Genomic DNA, 19,839 nt, shown 5'->3' with positions numbered 1-19,839 from the left:
GTGGCGGCCCGCAGGCCGCCACCGTTATCGCGCTAGTTTGCCGCGTGCGCACCATCGGCGCCGTGTGCGGCGGTTGGAGCGGTTACGTGCGCGGAGGAGAGCCGATCGCGAATCTCCTTGAGAACGGCCACCTCGGCGGAATCGGCCGGAGCTTCCGCCGGCTTTGCATGGCGCTCCTTGTATGCGTTCATCGGCGCCACCAGGCAGAAGTACAGCGCCGCGGCCACCAGCAGGAAATTAATGAGTGCCGTGATAATGGCGCCGGGCTGCACCAGTGAATCGTGAATGTGGAACTGGAGTACGGAATCGAAGTTCGGCTGGCCGAACAGTCCGGCCAGGATTGGCATGAGCACCTTCTCCGTGAGTGCCGTGACAATTCCGCTGAACGCGGCGCCGATGATGAAGCCGACCGCCACATCAATCGGGTTGCCCTGCATGATGAACTTCTTGAAGCCATTGAGCATGGTTTTCCTCCCTGCTAATCAACCGGTACGTGGATTAGGGGGATGACGATGGCGGGGCAATGAGCACAGCCCGCAATAGCGCCGTCGCCCCATAACCAATGACAAGGTTAGCGCGATTCTGCTCTACTGCCACGTAGATTTGCAACGTGCTGGTGTGCTCTCCCGTCACAATGCTGCCGGATTCAACATTCTCTCCGCGACCTACCACCAGTGCATTCCGTGTGACTTCCACTGCTTCCTTGCTATCCGCAAGATTATCGGGCGTGGCATACAGGGCCACCGTGGCGCCGGGGATAGCTACGCGTTCGGTGCCGTCCGCCTGAATACTGATGGGCACCACAACGCGCCCGGGTGGTGCAGCGCTGAGAAATTCCTCGCCCAGGAGTACGCCGGTGGAAATGGGCATGCCCGCGGGGAGAGCTGCTGTCACCACGTGTCCCACGGCTTCGCTGCGATCAGTAATGGCGCCGGTAGGTATGAGGTTTTCCGGCACCTCCGCAAGCGCCACCGTGTTGGTATCTAAGCGTGTACCCGCTGACACCTCGGCGGCGGTCACCACCACCGTGCGGGTGGCGGGTGTGAGACCGTTGAGCCCGGCCAGCCCCGTGGTGAGTGCGGCGAACGTGGCGAGGGCTATAAGAAAGTAGCGCCACCGCCACAGTGCGGCATGAAGTTTCTGCATGGCTCCACGCTATGGAGCTGGTAGTGCGCTTCGTGGCGGGTGGGCCGTGCCTGTGGATGCGGCCCACTTACTAAAATCTGTGGACCATCAGCGCAGCTCCTACTTTTTCGCCGCCGCGCGCGAATCCGTGTGATAGAAGCCCGAGCCCTTGAACACCACGCCGGTGGGACCGAAGGACTTACGTACATTATTCTTCCCGCAGTTGGGGCAGGTGGTGATCGGAGGGTCCGACATGTGCTGGTGCGCGTCAAATGCATAGCCGCAATCGGGGCAACGATACGAATAGGTGGGCACAAATCCTCCTCCGCGCCGGGGAAATCGGCACTCGGCGCCAACGAGTGCTAACTCTACGCCCGAACGTGCGCCCCTCGCCCACCCCTCGATTCGCCTACCGCGCAACCGCGGCGTTCCTGGTCACAGTGTGGTGTTCGCTCGCTCCCCCGTCATTCCAGCCCGGCGTGTGGCGCCGCGACCGAACGGCGTCGTGCTGGCAAGCCTAAGAGTGGCGGCCGTACTACTCCGTGGCGTTCATGTGCCGCACACCGTCCGGCGTTAGTGCCCAGGGCACGCGTACATCCATCTCCTCCTGCGGGAGCGAAAAGTCAACGAACTCCTCGCTATAGACGACGGCCGCCACGCGTGTATCGCCGCCCACCTCCTTGAGCACGCGGTCATACCAGCCGCCGCCCTGTCCGATGCGCTCGCCACGTGTGTTCACTAGCAGCGCCGGCACCAGCACCACGTCCACGTCCCGCAGCACGCGGGAATCCATGGCGGGGCCGGAGGGAGACGGCGGCCGCCCCGGTGCCTGGTCGGACAGATCCGCCCGAGAAACATACTCCGCCCACTCCCGAGTGAGACCCGGACCAAGCTTCGGGACCAGCACGCGAATCTTCGCCTCCGCCAGCCGATCAATAAGCAGATCCGTGGGCGGCTCCGCATTCACGTTTACATACACCGCCGCCGTGTCCGCGCCACGGCAGAAGTCCATCCCCAGATCGGCCAGACGCTGAGCGGTGAGGAGCCGCTTCCCCTCGGGTAGTTCGCTGCGCCGGCCGCGGCACAGGGACCGGAGAATCTGTTTCGCGTCCTCTACTGGAAGATCGCTGACGTCAGGGTACTCGGTGTCCATGGGGTCATTCTTTCACCGCCGACGCGCGTTGGGTTGGGCTGTGGATGAGTGCGCCAGATGTGCACCGTCACGTCGCGTCGTACGCAGCGGGCGCAGCGCGCCGGTAGGCTAACGCGCAGGAGGTAGGTATGCGCACCGTTGCTCAACAGCTTAAGGAAACATTGGATGTGGCCCAGCCGCTGGACCGGTTCAGCGTCACGCTATCGGAGGCCGTGGGATGCATCCTGGCCGAGGATGTGAGATCCACGGTGGATGTGCCGCCGGCGGACCTGGCGCTCATGGACGGCTACGCGGTGGAGGCGGATGCCACCTTTGGTGCGGATACGGCTCCGGTCACGCTGCCCGTCACGGAAGAGGTGTTTGCCTCCACGCGCGATGTGGTAGCGCTGACCCCCGGCACGGCTATTCGGGTGGCTTCGGGAAGCCGTTTGCCGCGCGGTGCCGACGCTGTGGTACCGCTGGCGGATACGGACCAGGACAACGTGACGGTCACGGTGTTTAGCCGGGTGGCGCCGGGGGATAACGTGAGCACGCGCGCTTCGGACCTGGAGGCGGGTGCGGTCATTCTCAGGGCCGGCCCCCGTTTATCCTCCCGCCACATTGCTGCGCTTGCGGCGGCGGGCCGCGCCAACGTGGGTGTGCGTCCGGCGCCGCGCGTGGGGGGCATGGCCATCGGGGATGAGCTGGTGGAGCCCGGCGGTGCTCTGGCGGCCGGGGATGTCTATGACGCCAATTCGCACGCGCTTGCCTGCGCCGCGCGATCCGCGGGAGCGGTGGTGTACCGCGTGGGTGCCGTGAGCGATGAGAAGAACGCGCTACGGGACGCCATTCAGGATCAGCTGGTGCGCGCGGACGTCATTATTACCACCGGCGGGCTGTCCTACGGTGGCGGTGACACGGTGAAGGAGGTGCTGGCGCCGCTTGGATCGGTTCGGTTCGACGCCGTCGCGATGGAGCCTGGGAACCAGATCGGCGTCGGCACGGTGGGGGAGGAACCGGAGAAGGCCATCATCATCTGTCTGCCCGGGAATCCGGTTGCCGCCATGGTGGCCTTTGAGGCGTTCGTGCGCCCGGCCCTGCGTAATATGTCCGGGTATCGGCACGTCACCCCGCGCTCCATCCGCGCCGCGGCGGCCTCGGGATTCCTGTCCCCGGAGGATCGGGAACAGTTCGTTCGCGTGAACGTGTACGGAGATCCGCGCCGCGGTTACGAATTTGAGGCTGTCGGGGATGCTGCGCAATCCTCGTTGGCCGCCCTGGCCGCGTCCAACGGCTTGGCTATTGTGCCGGCGGGCGTGGATCAGGTGAGTGTGGGCGACGAACTGGAGTGCATGATCCTTAACGGGTAGAGGTGGGGAGAAGCGTGGCCGTGTAGGTACGGCACGTCCCCTCCCTCACCGTTATCAATATTCACACCTGTCACAGAGTGGTGGACTGGGGTGGAAAACACGCCGCCTGGGAGGGGAACTCTCCCGGGTCCGCCCCTATGCTTACGAGCATGGGGATCGAAGGGTACGCGCTGTTCGTCGTGGTGGTGCTAGTCGCCGCTTACGTACTGCCGTATCTCTATTCACGACGCCGTGTGCTCGCTCAGGTGAGTCTTGACGATCGATATTCGGAGAACTTGAGGTTACTTCGCGTACCAGAGAAACCCAACGGAGTTTCTGAGAATGGCCCCACCGGAGCCGTTCTCTTTCGCAGGCCGGAGGTCATCATGGATGAGAATCGAACCACGGGAGAGGTGGGTGAGCTGGTCCGCAAGCGGAGCCGGCGCAAGGCCCGTATCTCCACGCGCGCGGTGAACCGGCAGCGGGGCCGAATGGGCGTGGGCGTACTGACGGTTCTCGCCCTTGTTCTGCTGATTGTGGCCGCTGTCAGTTCCTTTAGCTGGGTTCCCGGCATCGTGGTTGCCGTACTTGCGGCCGGAGCGGGCGGGTTTTTTGCCTACCTGCTGCGGCAAATGAATGATGCGGATATTTCGGACCGGGACGCGATCGCGGATATCAATGCGGATCTGGCTGCCCTACGTGGTGGTACGTCCGCGTCCCGGCGTCCGCCCGCGGCGCGGCAGCACTCGGCGGCGGCGCTCATGGAGCGTGGTTCGCAAAAATCTGAGCGGGCGGGTGGTTCCGCTGAACGTACTGACAACAGCGCCGAGGCGGAGGAATCCGCGTCCCCAAAAACTAGCGCCCGCACGCGCAACCGGAAGGTCGCGTCCGGCGCGGCCGAGACGGAGCGCGGGCGGGCTCATACCGCGCGCACGGCCCATCCGAGCGCGACGAAGGTGCGGGCTCGTGTGGAGGAGCGGCGGCCGAACCGTTCCGTGTCAGCTTCCGCGGGGCAGCGGCCGGCGCGGTCGGGCCAGGCTAAGCCGGCACCTCAGCGGGTGGTGCGCCGGGCGGTCTCGCCCTATATTCCGCCCGAAGTAGATTCGGCCCCGGTGCCCTATCGCCCCAAGCGAGTGGGGGAGTCTCTGGATACAGAGCGCCGGGTACCAAGCCGAGGCGGGCTGGCCGGCGGGCGGGCACTCGACGACACGCTGCGGCGTCGTCAGGCTTAGGTGTAGGTCACAGTACTGCATCTTGAATTTCTCCCCACCCGCGGCGCTATACTGAACAAGTTCCGCAAGGGGCTATGGCGCAGTTGGTAGCGCGCTTCGTTCGCAATGAAGAGGTCGGGGGTTCGAATCCCCCTAGCTCCACATTTATTTATTGGACCGGTAGGTGGAACCGCCGGGCGGCGTCGTACAAACAGGTGACACCATCTCAGTACCCGTTTGTAACCAAAATGGGTGACGGTATTTACATGGACGCCGTAGCGTAACGTTCGTGAACGCTAAGAAGAATTCACGCAGCTGGCTGCTGGCTCTCGCCACCGCCATTGCTTCGCTTTCGTTCGCTTCTACTCCTGCCCTCGCGGCCCCCGTTGCGGGCCCCAATAGCGCCACCACCGGGCGCAACTCGATTGGGCAAGAGCTCACCCCCGCGGGTGATTTGACCGAGGTGGGTGATCTACCTCTCAATGAGGTGGTCTCCCCGGATGGCAAGTACCTCATCGTCTCCAACAATGGGCAGGGCACCCAATCACTCCAGGTGATTGAGCTTGCCACCAAGAAAGTGGTGCAAACCCTGACCTACAAGTCGCCGGAGAGCCTCTACATGGGCCTGGCGATTTCTCCGGACGGTAAACATCTCTTTGCTTCCGCGGCGGCCAATGCCAAGATCCGTACCTATTACTTTGACTGTGGCAAATTGGTGGAAACTAACCCAATCCTGCTGCCTACCAAGGGCCCCAAGGGTGGGAGCATCACCATGTATCCAGCTGGACTGGCCGTGACGCGTGATTCCAAGCGACTGGTGGTGGCCGATCAGCTTGCCGATGCCGTCTCCGTTATTGACCTGGCTACGAACACCGTGGATACCGCACCGGTGGGGCACCGGCCCGTGTGGGTGACGCTCAGCAAGGATTCCCGCACCGCCTACGTGAGCTCGCAGGGCGGATCGGACGTGGCCGAGGTGGATATCAGCGGCGCCCATCCGGTGGCCACCCACAAGATTGACGTGGGCTTCCACCCCAATAAGTCCGTGCTTTCCCATGATGGTAAGCGGCTCTACGTGGCCAATGGGGACGCGGACACCATCTCCGTGGTGAACCTGGCCCCGCACAAGACCATCAAGACCATTTCGGTGAACGCGGAGAAAACCTCGCTAGTGGGCGCCAACCCCACCGGTCTGGCCATCGCCAGGGACAACAAGACCCTCTACGTGACCAACTCGGGTCATAACGAGGTAGCGGTTATCAACGCCGCCAACGGCAAGGTCAAGGGCACCATCCCTACCGGCTGGTACCCCACGCAGGTGCTGCTCCACTGTGACAAGCTGCTGGTGACCAGCGCCAAGGGGCTGGGTGCCGGCCCGAATAACGGACTTCATCACCCGGATCCCACGAACCCGGGACCGGTGGCGGAGGATCAGTACTCCGGTTCGATGATGAAGGGGATCGTCACGCAGATTGCCGTGCCGAACGCCAAAACCCTCGCCCGCTACACGGCACAGGTGAAGGCGAACAATACGCCGGCCGCTACGGCGTCGAACACGGTGGTGCCCAATGCGGTGGGCCAGGACTCCAAGATCAAGCACGTCATCTATGTGGTGCGCGAGAACCGCACCTTTGATCAGGAGCTGGGTTCTAACGGGCGCGGTAACGCCGATCCCTCCCTCAACCTTTTCGGCGACGAATCCGCTCCGAATACCCGTAAGCTTGCCCGCGTTTTTGTCACATTTGATAACTTCTACGCGGACGCCGAGGTGTCCGCCAACGGGTGGAATTGGGTAACGCAGGCCAATTCGAATCCGTACGCGGAGCAGATGTGGCCCTCCAATTACTCGGGTCGCAAGGGTCCCTATCCCAGCGAAAGCAATGATCCTGAGAATCGCGCGCAGGTCGGGGACTCCTACTTCTGGGAGCACCTCGCTTCGAACAATGTGAGCTTCCGTAATTACGGCTTCTTCACGAAGCACGCGGCGGATGGCCAGAATCACGCGCAGGATACTGAGGTGCTGGACCCGAATACCAATCACGATTTCATCGGCTGGGATTTGAACTGCCCGGAGTCGGCGGATTCCTTCGCGCCCCTCACCGGCAACTGTGGCCCCAAACCCACGGTGGAGGTGTGGAAAGACGAGTTCAACCAGATGGTGGCCACCAACTCGGTGCCGCAGGTGCAGCTGGTCCGGTTTGGCAATGACCACACGCAGGCCACGAAGGTGGGTAAGCCCACCCCGCAGGCCTACGTGGCGGACAATGATCAGGCGCTCGGCCAGCTGGTGGAGACCGTCTCCCACTCGCCGATCTGGAAGGATACGGCCATTTTTGTGACGGAGGATGATTCGCAAAACGGCCCCGACCACGTGGACTCGCACCGCACGATCGGCCTGGTTATCAGCCCCTACACGCGCACGGGCATGGTGGATTCGAACTTCTACTCCACGGTGTCCATGCTGCACACGATGGAACTGATCGTGGGGGTTGGGCCGCTTACCCAGTTTGATTCCTATTCGACGCCGATGAATGCTGCCTTCTCCGCCTCGCCGGATCTTTCGCCCTACACGGCGCTGCGTCCCTCCTACGACATGACCCTGAAGAACGGCGCGAATGCTCCACTGGCGGCCCAGGTTGCCACGCAGGATCTGTCCCAGGAGGATGCCATTGACGAGCAGTTGTTCAACACGGCCATTTGGAAGGCTGTGCGCGGCGCGGATGCTGTGATGCCGGCCCCGGTTGCGAATGTCATTCAATCTGGTGTTCAGGTGGATGAGGACGACGATGAAGCGGACGCGCCCGATCCTGGTGTCTACAGCGCTGCTAGCGATGGCGTTGGGGTGTGGCGGCCGGATGTTTCGGCCGGCAACCTATTTGATCCAAGTGCGGGTGTGAATAGCTGCCCCGTGACGTCTACGGACGCCGGTCGGGGTGCTGGCCGCGGCAATGGGAGGGGACATGCCCACGGTCATGCTGCCGAGCATGGTCATGCGCACATCCACGGGCATGGCAACGGGAACGCCTAGTCCGCGTGTTGCGCTTGAGCGCCGTGTCTGGGCGCTGCTCGAAATGCCAAGCAATAAGTAATCAACAATGGGTAATCATCGGGGCGATGGTTCCGGCGGTGGGAATCAACGCGAGAGCGTCTAGCTCCCAGGCATAGGGACCGTGCCGAGCGTAGCCTCTCGCGTGGCTAATCCTGCGGGAAAGTAGCGCAGCCCGGTGGCAACCCAGGCGGGGCCGCATCCTTCGGATGCGGCCCCGTGCCGTGACAGACGCGTCCAGCTCAATGTAAATGGACAATAAATCGCTAATAAATAGACAAGAATTGTCAATTTATCTATTCTTTTACCATGGGGATTGACGAACCATGGCTGCGTGACACAGTGACCGCGCTTCGGCGGCATCGTGGTGATACCACCGACATTGAGGTCAAGGCGGCCGCTGGCGGATATCCCGAGAATGCTGCCCAGACAATCTGTGCGTTCGCGAATATGCCGGGCGGTGGAACTGTCATTTTCGGTGTTGACGAGCGCACGGACTTCTCGGTTGTGGGTGTTTACAACGCAGCGAAATGCGAGGCTGCATTCGCGGCTCAGGCGCGAGATGCAATTGACCCTCCTCCCTATGTGGAGACGCAGACTCTAGAGATTGACTCCAAGCAAGTTGTGGTCGGAACCGTGCGCGGGCTGCCGATGAGTGAGAAACCGGCTTGCTATCGCGGCGAAGCGTATCTCAGGCAGGCTGACGGAGACTACAAGATGGCTCCGTACGAATTGCGAATGATCGAGGCGGCGAAGCTGGGCCTTGATGAACAAAAGCTATTCGATGCGCAGCCGGTGTCCGGTACCGCACGCAAGGACCTAAATGACTCAATTGTTGATGAGTATGTGACTGCATTCCGCTCCAACCGAATGCGAAGGCATTCTGCCCGCGCGAGTGCGATCGACATGGAGGACCTCCTTCGCCTTACTGGCGTGATCGACGCGGATGGCGTTCCGACCGTTGCTGGGCTCTATGCCATGGGAATCTATCCGCAGGGGTTCATTCCGGCACTTCGCGTGGATGCTGCCGTCAACCTGCCGCGAGGGGAGGAGGGACGCACAATCAAGAATCTGGAGGTATTTGAAGGTCCGCTTCCTACCGTCTTTGCTGACCTCCTTGATTGGGTGCGTGAAAACCTGTCCACGGTGCGCAGATATCGCGCGAGCGGTGACATGGTTGTGGAGCCCGAGATCCCCATGAACGCAGTGCGTGAACTCCTTGCGAATGCTCTAGTACACCGTGATCTCAGCCCTGAGACCTTGGGGAACGGAAAGTTCGTTCACGTCAGGTTGCTTCCGGATCGCCTGGTCATCCAGAATCCGGGCGGCCTGCGTGGTGTCACTCGTGAGCAGATTGAGAGCCCGCGGGATCACGCTCAGGCGGCCGTCAATCAGCGCCTCTACGCCATCGCCCAGCTTCTCCAGACAAGTTCGCATGACTCGATCATTGAAGGAGAGGGTGGCGGAATCCAGGAGGTTTTTGAATCGTGCCGCGAAGCGGGGTTGCAGCGCCCACTTCTCGTAGACACGGGTGTGGAGTTTAGGGCCATCCTATTTAGACCCACCGATGATGTTGGATCGCCGAAACAAACCTCTGTGGCGCCTCCAGAAATGGTGGCGGTCCCTGAACCGAGCAACGCTGACATGAATTCTTCGGGTAGCCGTGACGTTTCCGTACCGGAGAGAATCCAAGCGCGATTCAGAGGCATCACGAGCCATGGCGCTGAGGTAGGCGTGGCTCTGCTTCAACACGGCGAGTCGACCCTTGATGAAGTGTCGCAATATACTGGACTGTCGATTGCGCAGGCAAGGTACGCCCTCAATACACTTCGTCAGGCTGGGTATGTGGAGATGTTTGGTGGGCGTGGTTATCCTCGTACCACCTATCGTTTGGCATCGCGGTCCAGTTCTGGATCTCAATGCGACGGCGAGTAGCGTTTCCGCGAGGCAACGAAGTGCGGGCCTGCGCGCCACAACCGCTGATCGATGAAGTAATGGCAAATAGACAATAAATCGCTAATAAATAGACAAGAATTGTCTATTAATGTGTCTATTTGATTGTGGATTTAGCCGGTAGGCATGGTTGCCGCGCAGATCGGGCGCGCAGGCTCTCGGATCCGTCCACCGCGAACCTACGGGACCTGACTACCTACGCGGGCTTAGGCGTCGTACCAAGGTGTATCGGCCGCACCCGGTACCAGCGGGCCGCACCTTGCACGAACGTGCAGCGAAGGACGGGGTGTAGAACGGTGTGAGCTTTTACCTTCGGTGTTAGGGTTGTCACAGTGCAGGAGAGTGGCGGGCGTCACTCGAACGCGTATGTCGGCACATGGGCGTGCCGGCAGCTGCACCAAGGAGTACAACTATGGCACTGCAAGAAGTAACGTTCCCTTCGTTTAACAAGCGGGACACGGTGTACGGGTGGATTTACTACCCGGTGGATGAACCGGTGGGCATCGTTCAGGTGATGCACGGATTCGGTGAGCATTCACGGCGCTACCTTCACATGATTCAGGCGCTAACGGGCGCCGGCTTCATCGTGGCGGCGGATGATCACGTGGGACATGGCAAGACGGCCCAGATGAACCACACAAGCATGGACACGGGCGAGACTGGCTGGGAAACCTATATTTACGATGAGCGCTCGCTCACCGATATTGTGCGTAAGGACCACGCGGATCTGCCGTTCTTCGTATTTGGCCATTCCTGGGGGTCGATGATTGCCCGTGCCTACGCGGCGAAATATGCGAGCGAGCTGGCCGGCCTCATGCTGTGCGGCGTTGTGGAGCAAACACCGGGCATTTCCGCGGATATGATCAGCGAGGTTGAGGCGACGGTGAACGCCGACAACGGGGAGAAGGCCATCGGTTTGGATGCACCGCTGTTCCGCGCATTCGCCAGTTGGAATTACCGCTACGGCGAGGGCGTGCATCCGAATTCGTGGATTGCCTCCTACCTGCCCGTGGTGCTCGACCATGCGGGCGATCCAATGAATAATCCCGGCGCCACGGTGAGCGGTCGGTTCGAACTGGACTTCTGCAAGCTCTACCAGTTCGTTGCCAGCGACGATTACGCCGAGAAGCTGCCCGTGGACCTGCCGGTGCTCATCGTGGGTGGCGATCAGGATCCGGCCGGCAACTTCGGCGAGGGTACGTATCACCTGGCTAACCTCATGTGGAAGCACGGCATGCGGGATGTGCGCACGAAGCTGTACCCGGGGCTGCGTCATGAGGTGCACAACGAGCCGGAGTCCCGTGGGGATGTCGAGCACGAACTGGTCACGTTCCTTGAGGGACATCTTCCCGACGTCGAAGCGTAGCGGCACGCATTTAGTTGCGTGAAGTGGACGTCATAGTAGCCGCTATGTGGGCACGCATCGATTCTCGGTGCGTGCCCACCGTACGCTTAGTGCTATGGCAACAACGAACACGAGGCTGAAGCACGGCCTGACTTCCGGTCAGGTCGCAATGATTGGACTGTCCGGCGCACTTGGTACCGGACTCTTTTTGGGCTCGGGTTCGGTCATCGCCTATGCGGGTCCCGCAACGGTCATCTCCTATATGCTGGCGGGCACGCTGGCGCTCGCGGTGGTGTGGGCGCTGGCAGAAATGGTGACGGTTCACCCGGTGCCGGGCGGGCACGGGACCGTGGCGGCCGCTTACCTCGGACGTTTTGGCGGTTTCGTGGCGCGCTGGAACTTTGCCCTCACCATGGTGACGGCGGTGGGTGCGGAGGTGACGGCCACGGCCACCTACCTGCGTTTCTGGTTCCCCTCGCTCCCGATCTGGCTGGGCACGGTGCTGTGCTCAGTGGTGATCGGCGCGCTCAACATCTTCTCGGTGCACCTCTACGGCTCCTCCGAGTACTGGTTCTCCATGATCAAAGTGGTGGCCATCCTGGCCTTCATCGTGCTCGGCATCGCGGTGGTGTTCGGCGCGGTGCCCGGTGTGGAAGCCATCGGAATAACCAACCTGACCGAGCATGGTGGCTTTTTCCCGCGCGGTGGCGTGGGCGTGCTTGCGGCCGCGTGTATGGCGGTATTCGCCTTCGGCGGGATTGAAAACGTGTCCGTGGGCGCGGCCGAGTCCGAGCACCCGGGCAGGGACGTACCGCGTGCGGCGTCGGCAATGATTTGGCGCCTGCTCATCTTCTACGTGGGGGCGGTGCTGGTGGTACTCATGCTGCAGCCGTGGACTACCACGGCGGCGTCGAACGGAACGGTGGAGGAATCACCCTTTGTGGCCGCGCTGGCGCTTTCGGGCGTGCGCGGTGCCTCCCACGTGATGAACGCGGTGCTCATTGTGGCGGCTCTCTCCGCGGCAAACGGCTGCCTCTACTCCTCGAGCCGCATGATTCACGCCCTGGCCGTGGACCGGGAGGCGCCACGTTTCGCCGGCCGAACGGCCGCCAATGGGTCCCCGCGCGGTGCCGTGCTGCTGGCGATGGTGGGCATGGTGGTGGCGGCCGTGCTCTCCCTGGTGAGCCCGGGGCAGGCCTTTATGTGGCTGTATGGGATGGCTACGCTCGGCATTCTGGTCACCTGGACAATCATCATGCTCACGCACCTGGCATTTCGCCGGAAGCGCGCCGCGGCCGGTCTTCCACCCGCTGCGCATCGGCTCCTCTGGAGCCCCGTCACCGAGATCGTGTGCCTGGTGGCCGTGGTAGCAATTTTCATCGCCCAGCTCTGGCTCATGCCGATCGTGTGGTATGCGGGTATCCCGTATATTCTGACGCTTTCATTGGCCTACTGCGTGCTGCGGCGCGTACGGCAGCTGCCACCGCCGCGCGATTTGCTGACGGAGGAGCGGGCTGGACGTGCGGAGGAGCGGGCCGGACGTGGAGAATACGTGCACAAGTAACCGGCATCGGCGGCCGTATGTCACTCCTCCGCGCAAGGGTCCGGGGAAAGCAAATACCGGCGATGATAGGCTCCTAGAGCTCGAGGGTGCTTGATTGGGCCGTGAAGATGCGGATCCGGCACACCGGGCGGGCGGCGGGTCTAAGAGACGTGTTCGCTTCTATTCGCCATGCCGGCGCCTCCCTGGCCGTGGTGGTACCGGTGGTGCCCCGGTGCTCTGGGCTCTGGTACCGGGTACGTTCCGCGCTGTTGCGTGGTTTGAGGGACTCATCGGGGTGAGGTTGAGCGTGTATCTGTTTCAGTTGGTAGCCGGCGTGGGGAGAGGCAGTGAGTATGTCGAAACCCACGCGGCTTGAACGCGGCACGCGCCGCGCGGAAGCCACCCTCACCGAGCGTGATGAGCAGGCCCTCGACGTCGCGAAGCTCTATTACTGTGGCCGCACTCAGGAGCAGGTGGCGCGCGAACTTCATCTTTCCAGGCCGACGGTGTCCAAGTTGCTCGCTTTCGCCAAACGGCGCGGGTTCGTTCAGGTGGTTATTCATGATCCACGGGAGACGGATGAATCCGCTATGAAGCTTGTGCGGTCCGCTTTTCATCTCCTGGATCTACGGGTGGTGAGCACGGTGGGTAGCTCCCCGCAGATACTTCGTGAAAGCCTGGCGGCGGCGGGAGCCGAGGCGATTGCCGCCGTGATTCGAGACGGTGACACCATTGGCCTGATGGGCTCTCGAACCGTCTCCGCGCTTGCCCACCGCCTGGATGCGGACGTGGCTCATTCGGTAAGAGTGGTGGAACTTGCCCCTGGGCTGAGCCCCGCCCATGCTGCCCAACTCACCGTGCGTATGCTGGCTGCGCGTCTGGGTGGCAATGCATTTGAACTCGGGTGCCCGACCTTCTACGGCACCGCTGCGCAGAAAAATGCGGTGGAGCAGGAGCCCCGCGTGCATCGGGCTCTGGCGGCGGCAGCACAGTGCCGGCTGGCCGTATTCACTGTGGGCGGCATCGGGGACGGTGGCTTGCTAGGAGCAGGATTGTCCGCGGCAGAGTTCGAGGAGTTGGTGCAGCGCGCCGTTGGTGATATTGGGGCGCGGTTTATCGATGCGCGCGGGCGGGTATGCCTGCCGGACCTCAATAATCGGACACTGGGTATCTCCCTTCCGGAACTGCGGCACATGGAGCAGCGTCTTCTGGTGGCGGCTGGGTCCGAAAAACGCGCGGCCATCTACGCAACATTGGCGCACGGCTACGCGAATCGCCTGGTAACGGATTTTGGCACCCTCGAATACCTTGCGGCGAGGCTCCGGTCGCGGTGGAACTAACCCCCGCTGATGCTTGAGCACGCGGGCGACTCCTCGAGGCCGCGGTTGCGGCGGAGCTAACCGTTTACAAATGTTCCGCTCCGCTACGGAGTTTCCGGCCATTTTCAATTAATTTGATGAAAATGGCGCTGCGATGCGGAAAAGCGCGGCATATCGAGTGAACATTTGTCGAGGAATGCTGCGGGCGGCGAAGTGATGTACGGAATACATTGACTCCGTCACCTTCGAACAAAGGAGTTACAGGTGAGTATCGCAAAGATGATTGATCACACGCTCTTGAAGCCCGAAGCATCCGCAGACGAGATTAAACAGCTGTGCCGCGAGGCGCAGGAACTGGGCACCTGGTCCGTCTGCGTCAATGGGTGCCGCGTTGCTCAGGCGGCCACCCTCCTCGCGGGAACCGGTATCAAAGTGTGTACGGTGGTGGGGTTCCCACTGGGCGCCATGATGCCGAAGGCTAAAGCGTTTGAAACGCGTGCGGCAGTGGAAGCGGGTGCTGATGAGATCGATATGGTTATCAACATTGGTTTCGTTAAGGATGGCAATTGGGAGGCCGTCGAATCCGATATTCGAGGCGTGGTTGAGGCGGCATCGGGGGCGCTGGTCAAAGTAATTCTCGAAACGGTGCTGCTCTCCGAGGAGGAGATTGTTCGTGCCTGTCGGGCAGTGGTGGCCGCAGGCGCCCAGTTCGTCAAGACCTCCACGGGTTTTTCAACGGGCGGCGCAACCGTCGCGGCGGTCCGACTAATGCGAAAAACGGTGGGCCCTTCGTTTGGCGTGAAGGCGGCCGGCGGGATCCATACTCGCGCTCAGGTCGAGTCCCTCATCGAAGCGGGCGCAAACCGTATTGGCGCCTCATCCACCCGGGCACTGGTTGAGGAATCCTAATGAGCACGGCACCGATCACCCAGTCTGAACCCGGACTAAAGAACACCGCCTTTGGGTTCATCAAGAATTCGTCGCGGCAGCTCTCTGACGGCTACCTCTCGAAAACGCCGCTGATCCAGTATCTTCTGGTATCCATTTGCTTCCCCATGTGGGGAGCGGCGGCGTCCCTCAACGATATTCTCATTACCCAGTTCAAATCGATTTTTGAACTCTCCGACCTGGCCTCGGCATTTGTGCAGTCCGCATTCTACGGGGGCTACTTCTTCCTCGCGATTCCGGCATCACGGATTATCGGCCGGTGGAGCTACAAGTCCGGCATTCTCATCGGGCTGACGTTCTACATTGTGGGATGCACAATGTTCTTCCCGGCCTCCCGGATGGCCACCTACTCGGTGTTCCTGGCCGCTCTGTTTGCCGTTGCCATTGGGCTGTCCTTCCTTGAAACATCGTGTAATACGTATTCGACGATGCTGGGCCCCAAGCGGCTTGCCACCCTACGCCTTAATATTTCGCAAACCTTCTATCCGCTCGGCTCTATATTCGGCGTACTGCTCGGCAAATTCCTCATCTTTACGGGCGGGGATCCCCTCAAGGATCAATTGGGCGCCGTATCGGGAGCGGAAAAGCAGGCGCTCGCCGAGGAACTATTGCAGCGGACGCTGGGCCCGTACCGGGTCATTATTATTATCCTCGCGGTGCTCCTACTACTCGTGGCGCTCACCCAGATGCCCCATGGGAAGCCGTATCGCGGCACAACGGAGGTGAGGGCGAAGCTCGGGGAGACCGTCCGCTACCTCGCACATAATGCTCGCTTCCGTCAGGGCATTGTCACCGAGTTCTTCTACGTCGGTATGCAAACCGCGCTGTGGTCATTCACTATCCGGTTGGCACTCACCCTGGACCCGAACCTCAACGAGCGATCGGCGTCGGACTACATGATTTGGGCATACATTGCCTTCTTCCTGGGCAAAGTAATCGCAAACGTACTCATGACGAGGTTCTCCGAAAACCATGTGCTCATGGGCTTCACCGCGTTCGGCGTGCTGACAATCATTTACGTGGTGACCGTACCGTCGCTAACGGCCGTATACGGGTGCGTGCTGGCCAGCGGACTATTTGGGCCGTGCTGGGCAACGATCTATGCGAGCACGCTGGACGCCGTGACGGACAAGCGGCATACAGAGACCGCCGGTGCCGTGATCGTCATGTCGATTGTGGGCGGTGCCGTTATCCCGGCGATTCAGGGGTGGGTATCCGATACCACGGGCTCTATGCAAACCAGCTTCCTGGTTGATGGCGTGTGCTTCGCGATTGTGTTCGTGTATTTCTTCTTCCGGAATCGTGTGGCAAGGGCGCAGAGGTAACGACGTCGTCCGGCCGGGTGGTAGGTCCGGCTTGGTGGCTTGGTGGCTTGGTGGCTTGGTGGCTTGGTGGCTTGGTGGCTTGGTGGCGGCCCCGGCTTGGCGGCCGCCCGCCGTGAACACCGTCCCAGCAGCACCACGGCCCACACCTGCGGCCCCGGTACTCCGGGTCCCCAACCCTCGCGGCCCCAGCTGCTCCTATAGCCACGCCCCGGGGCAAAGCAAATCTAAAGAAAGAGTGATGGAAATGTTTAAGGTTTATGTGACGCCGGCTCAGTTCGGCAAGGAAGGCGCGCTACTGCTCGACGATGGCGAACTCCGCGTGGAGGCATCGCGATACCACACCGGTATCGAGTCGCTCAAACTGATGAATGCACGCGGGTTCGTTGAGGTCCTGCCGTTTATGGGGCAGATTATTTGGAACGCAGAATTCGACGGCGTGTCACTGCGGATGAAGAACATGTTCACCCAGCCGCATCCCGCCAAGGAGATCACGGAAACATACGGGTGTTTCGCCTTCCACTCCGGCTTGCTTGCGGCCGGGACTCCGGCGCCGGAGGATACGCATCAGATGCACGGCGAGTTTCCCACCTCCCGCATGGATCGTGCGTGGATTGAGGTGGATGGCGATACGCTCCGAGTGGTGTCCGAGTACGAGTACGTGAAGGGCTTCGGTGACCATTATGTGGCTCGCCCGTCCGTGACGCTCACGCGCGGCGCAGGACGCTTCACCATCGGTATGTCCGTCACCAATCTGTCTGAATATCAGCCCATGCCGCTGCAGTATATGTGCCACATGAACTATGCGTTTGTGCCGGGCGGGGTTATGTCGCAATCATTCCCGGATGAGGCGTTTGGGCTTCGACGCACCATCCCGGCCCATGTACACCCCACGCCGGCGTGGACCAAGCTCAACCAGGACATTCTGGATGGCAAGGTGGATAAGAATTCTTTGGCCTCCGCCACCAGTTTTGACCCGGAAATCGTCTACATGGCCGATGATTTGCCGCAGTATGGTGAGGCCGCGGAGTGCCGGTTAGTCCGGCCGGATGGAGTCACGTTCATGACGCACTTCTCCACCGTAGAGTTCCCGGTTGCCACCCGGTGGATCCTCTTTAACCCGGATCAGCAGGTGGCCGCATTCGTGCTGCCCGGCACCTCACGGCCGGAGGGTTTCCTCGCGGCAAAGAAAGCGGGGACACTGATCTATCTCAAGCCGGGCGAAACCCGTACCTTCCACGTCGACACCGGAATCGAGGATAAGTAATGGATATCGCTGTTATCGGATCCAATATGGTGGACCTGATCTCCTACATCACGCGCATGCCGAATGAGGGCGAAACGGTAGAAGCCCCTGATTTCCGCATGGGCTGTGGCGGAAAGGGTGCCAACCAGGCCGTTGCGGCCGCGCGTCTGGGCTCTCGGGTGCTCATGGTCTCGCGGGTTGGCAATGACATGTTCGCGGACCGGACTATCGAGAACCTCGCGGAGAACGGAGTGGATACGCGGTATGTGTCCCGCACCGAGGCCACCTCCGGGGTAGCGCCGATTTTCGTGGACAAGGAATCGCACAATTCGATCATTGTGGTGAAGGGTGCCAACGCGAAGCTGAGTCCGGCGGATATTGAGAACGCGGCGGCCGATATTGAGAAGTGCCAGCTGATTATTCTTCAGCTCGAGATCTCTCTGGAAACCGTGTATGCGGCGATCGACTTTGGCCGGGACCACGGCATCCCCGTGCTGCTTAATCCAGCACCCGCCGAACCCGAGCTGGTGCTGGAGAAGGTGAAGAGCGTGGACTACTTTGTGCCCAATGAGAGTGAGCTCTCGATGCTCACGGGAATGCCGGTGGACACGCTGGCCGACATCGAGAATGCCGCGGGAGCACTGCTGGATGCCGGCATGAAAAATGTCATTGTCACGATGGGTGAGCGCGGTGTCTTGTGGCTGGCGCCGGGGCATGAACCCGTCCGCATTGATGCCACGAAAGTGGAGGCCCGCGATACCACGGGTGCCGGGGACGCCTTCATCGGCTGCTTTGCTCACTACCTGGTACAAACCGGGGATGTACGGGCCGCCATGAAGTACGCGAATGCCTATGCAGGGCTCTCGGTTACCGCTTTGGGTACGCAGACGTCCTATGCCACGAAGGATGCGTTCCTGAACTACCTCGGTGAGTAAAAGACGACGACGTCGTTGCCGGTAGTAGTACGCCGCGACGCTGCGTGGCTCCGTCCCGCTGCACGTTTCCGCGCAGCGGGATGAACCATGGCGGTGGGGCTATGGCGGCCTATCCGCTATCCGATGGCCTGCTGGGACTCCGGGTCAAAGAAGTAGAGCTCTTTAAGCATGGGCTTTACGCGTACCACGCTACCGAGGCGTGGCTGGCTGGCCCGATTGAGTAGTACGGTGACACGCTCCGGATTTGCGCTGAGATGCCCGGTACTGTGCTGGCCCTCTACGAGCGGGCCGTAGAGGAAGGATTGGGCACCCAGTATCTCCAGCATCCCCGTGGTGAGGGCTACGTGTGGTTCGTTCTCGGTGGCGGGTTCCCAGCTCTCCGGGCGCACGCCGATAATTACGCGGCCGGCCACCTGCTGGGCGATCGCCGCGGGGATACGGACCGGGTAGTTGCCAAGGTAGGCGATGCCGTCCGAATCGATGTCCGCGGTAAACAGGTTGATCTGCGGGGAGCCAATAAAGGAGGCGACGAAGGTATTAACCGGGTGCCGGTATAGACGCACTGGCGTATCAATCTGCTGGAGTACGCCGGCCTTCATGACGGCCACGCGATCCCCCATCGTCATGGCTTCCGTTTGATCGTGAGTCACGTACACCGTGGTGGTGTGCAGCTGGCGCTGCAGGTGAGCAATTTCCCCGCGCATGGTGACGCGCAGCTTGGCGTCCAGGTTGGAGAGGGGCTCATCCATGCAGAACACTTCAGGCTTGCGCACGATCGCCCGGCCCATGGCCACGCGCTGACGCTGACCGCCCGACATTTGCGCGGGCTTGCGGTCCAGCAGGTCATCAAGCTGAAGGAGCTTCGCGGCCCAGGTAACACGTTCCCTGATCTCTGATTTGGGCACCTTGAGGTTTTCCAGTGCGAAGGCCATATTGCCGGCTACGGTCATGTTCGGGTAGAGGGCGTAGGACTGAAACACCATGGCCACGCCGCGGTTTCTTGGGCGCACGTGTGTCATGTCCTTGCCGCCAATTAAAATACGGCCGTCGGTGGTGGGTTCAAGGCCGGCCACCATGCGGAGGGTGGTGGACTTCCCGCAGCCGGACGGACCAACGATGACCACGCATTCGCCGTCCTGTATGTCCATTGAGAGTTTGTTGACTGCGGGGACCTCGGAGCCCGAGAACAGTCGGGTTGCTTCATCGAGAGTGACGCTTGCCATGTTTCTCCGGATTCTACTTGGGCCCGTTCCTGGTGGGTGCAGTGCTCACGCCGAACGGGAAGATTTGTTTCGCGGGGCGCTCACGCTGTTGATTGACGTGAGCGCCCCGCCCGCGCTAAGCGCGTTGGTGATGGTGGGCCGG

General features: G+C 61.4%; 16 protein-coding genes and 1 tRNA gene. 12 read left to right on the top strand and 5 right to left on the bottom strand.

The window, feature by feature from the left end; all coding sequences use genetic code 11:
- Positions 1–32: 32 nt before the first annotated feature.
- The 4 genes from mscL to EIH27_RS05515 form a co-directional block, all read right to left on the bottom strand.
- Positions 33–464, bottom strand: a complete 432-nt coding sequence (gene mscL / locus EIH27_RS05530; RefSeq protein WP_124039906.1) for a large conductance mechanosensitive channel protein MscL — start codon at positions 462–464, stop codon at positions 33–35.
- Between the two features lie 34 nt (positions 465–498).
- The gene (locus tag EIH27_RS05525) at positions 499–1,146 is read right to left on the bottom strand and encodes an SAF domain-containing protein (RefSeq protein WP_124039905.1); all 648 of its coding nucleotides are present in this window, start codon (positions 1,144–1,146) and stop codon (positions 499–501) included.
- Between the two features lie 99 nt (positions 1,147–1,245).
- Entirely contained in the window at positions 1,246–1,440 is a 195-nt protein-coding gene (locus EIH27_RS05520) for an FmdB family zinc ribbon protein (RefSeq protein ID WP_124039904.1), read from the bottom strand.
- A 220-nt stretch (positions 1,441–1,660) separates the two neighbouring features.
- A complete protein-coding gene (locus EIH27_RS05515) occupies positions 1,661–2,278 on the bottom strand; it encodes a 5-formyltetrahydrofolate cyclo-ligase (protein ID WP_124039903.1) in 618 nt (205 codons plus the stop codon).
- 128 nt (positions 2,279–2,406) lie between these two features.
- Between EIH27_RS05515 and EIH27_RS05510 the strand changes: the two genes are divergently transcribed.
- The 12 genes from EIH27_RS05510 to rbsK all read left to right on the top strand — a co-directional run bounded on the left by EIH27_RS05510 (position 2,407) and on the right by rbsK (position 18,474).
- Positions 2,407–3,627 carry a molybdopterin molybdotransferase MoeA gene (locus tag EIH27_RS05510; protein WP_124039902.1) on the top strand — a complete coding sequence of 407 codons (1,221 nt, stop codon included), beginning with the start codon at positions 2,407–2,409 and terminating at the stop codon, positions 3,625–3,627.
- 149 nt (positions 3,628–3,776) lie between these two features.
- Entirely contained in the window at positions 3,777–4,838 is a 1,062-nt protein-coding gene (locus tag EIH27_RS05505) for a hypothetical protein (RefSeq protein ID WP_124039901.1), read from the top strand.
- A 68-nt stretch (positions 4,839–4,906) separates the two neighbouring features.
- Positions 4,907–4,979, top strand: a tRNA-Ala gene (locus EIH27_RS05500).
- Positions 4,980–5,106: 127 nt separating this feature from the next.
- On the top strand, positions 5,107–7,845 hold the full coding sequence (locus EIH27_RS05495) for an alkaline phosphatase family protein (protein ID WP_206424889.1): 2,739 nt from the start codon (positions 5,107–5,109) through the stop codon (positions 7,843–7,845).
- Between the two features lie 327 nt (positions 7,846–8,172).
- On the top strand, positions 8,173–9,798 hold the full coding sequence (locus EIH27_RS05490; protein WP_124039900.1) for an ATP-binding protein: 1,626 nt from the start codon (positions 8,173–8,175) through the stop codon (positions 9,796–9,798).
- A 430-nt stretch (positions 9,799–10,228) separates the two neighbouring features.
- Entirely contained in the window at positions 10,229–11,182 is a 954-nt protein-coding gene (locus tag EIH27_RS05485; RefSeq protein WP_124039899.1) for an alpha/beta fold hydrolase, read from the top strand.
- Positions 11,183–11,276: 94 nt separating this feature from the next.
- Positions 11,277–12,725 (top strand): amino acid permease, encoded by a 1,449-nt coding sequence (locus EIH27_RS05480; protein WP_241152980.1) that lies wholly within the window; start codon positions 11,277–11,279, stop codon positions 12,723–12,725.
- Positions 12,726–13,057: 332 nt separating this feature from the next.
- A complete protein-coding gene (locus EIH27_RS05475; protein WP_241153006.1) occupies positions 13,058–14,044 on the top strand; it encodes a sugar-binding transcriptional regulator in 987 nt (328 codons plus the stop codon).
- Between the two features lie 243 nt (positions 14,045–14,287).
- Positions 14,288–14,932, top strand: a complete 645-nt coding sequence (gene deoC, locus EIH27_RS05470; protein WP_206424888.1) for a deoxyribose-phosphate aldolase — start codon at positions 14,288–14,290, stop codon at positions 14,930–14,932.
- A complete protein-coding gene (gene fucP / locus EIH27_RS05465) occupies positions 14,932–16,296 on the top strand; it encodes an L-fucose:H+ symporter permease (RefSeq protein ID WP_124039897.1) in 1,365 nt (454 codons plus the stop codon). The genes deoC and fucP overlap by 1 nt, the downstream gene beginning before the upstream one ends.
- A 244-nt stretch (positions 16,297–16,540) precedes the next feature.
- Positions 16,541–17,560, top strand: a complete 1,020-nt coding sequence (locus EIH27_RS05460) for an aldose 1-epimerase family protein (protein ID WP_124039896.1) — start codon at positions 16,541–16,543, stop codon at positions 17,558–17,560.
- Complete coding sequence (gene rbsK, locus EIH27_RS05455; protein WP_124039895.1) at positions 17,560–18,474, top strand: ribokinase; 915 nt, start codon at positions 17,560–17,562, stop codon at positions 18,472–18,474. Before EIH27_RS05460 ends, rbsK begins: the two co-directional genes overlap by 1 nt.
- A gap of 116 nt (positions 18,475–18,590) precedes the next feature.
- On the opposite strand, the gene EIH27_RS05450 is transcribed toward rbsK, so the two are convergent.
- Positions 18,591–19,697: an ABC transporter ATP-binding protein gene (locus tag EIH27_RS05450; RefSeq protein ID WP_124039894.1), complete on the bottom strand. Its 1,107-nt coding sequence runs from the start codon at positions 19,695–19,697 to the stop codon at positions 18,591–18,593.
- Positions 19,698–19,839: the final 142 nt, after the last annotated feature.

Source organism: Neoactinobaculum massilliense, assembly GCF_900604955.1.
Taxonomy (GTDB): Bacteria; Actinomycetota; Actinomycetes; order Actinomycetales; family Actinomycetaceae; genus Neoactinobaculum; species Neoactinobaculum massilliense.
This window is presented reverse-complemented; position numbering and strand designations above follow the sequence as displayed.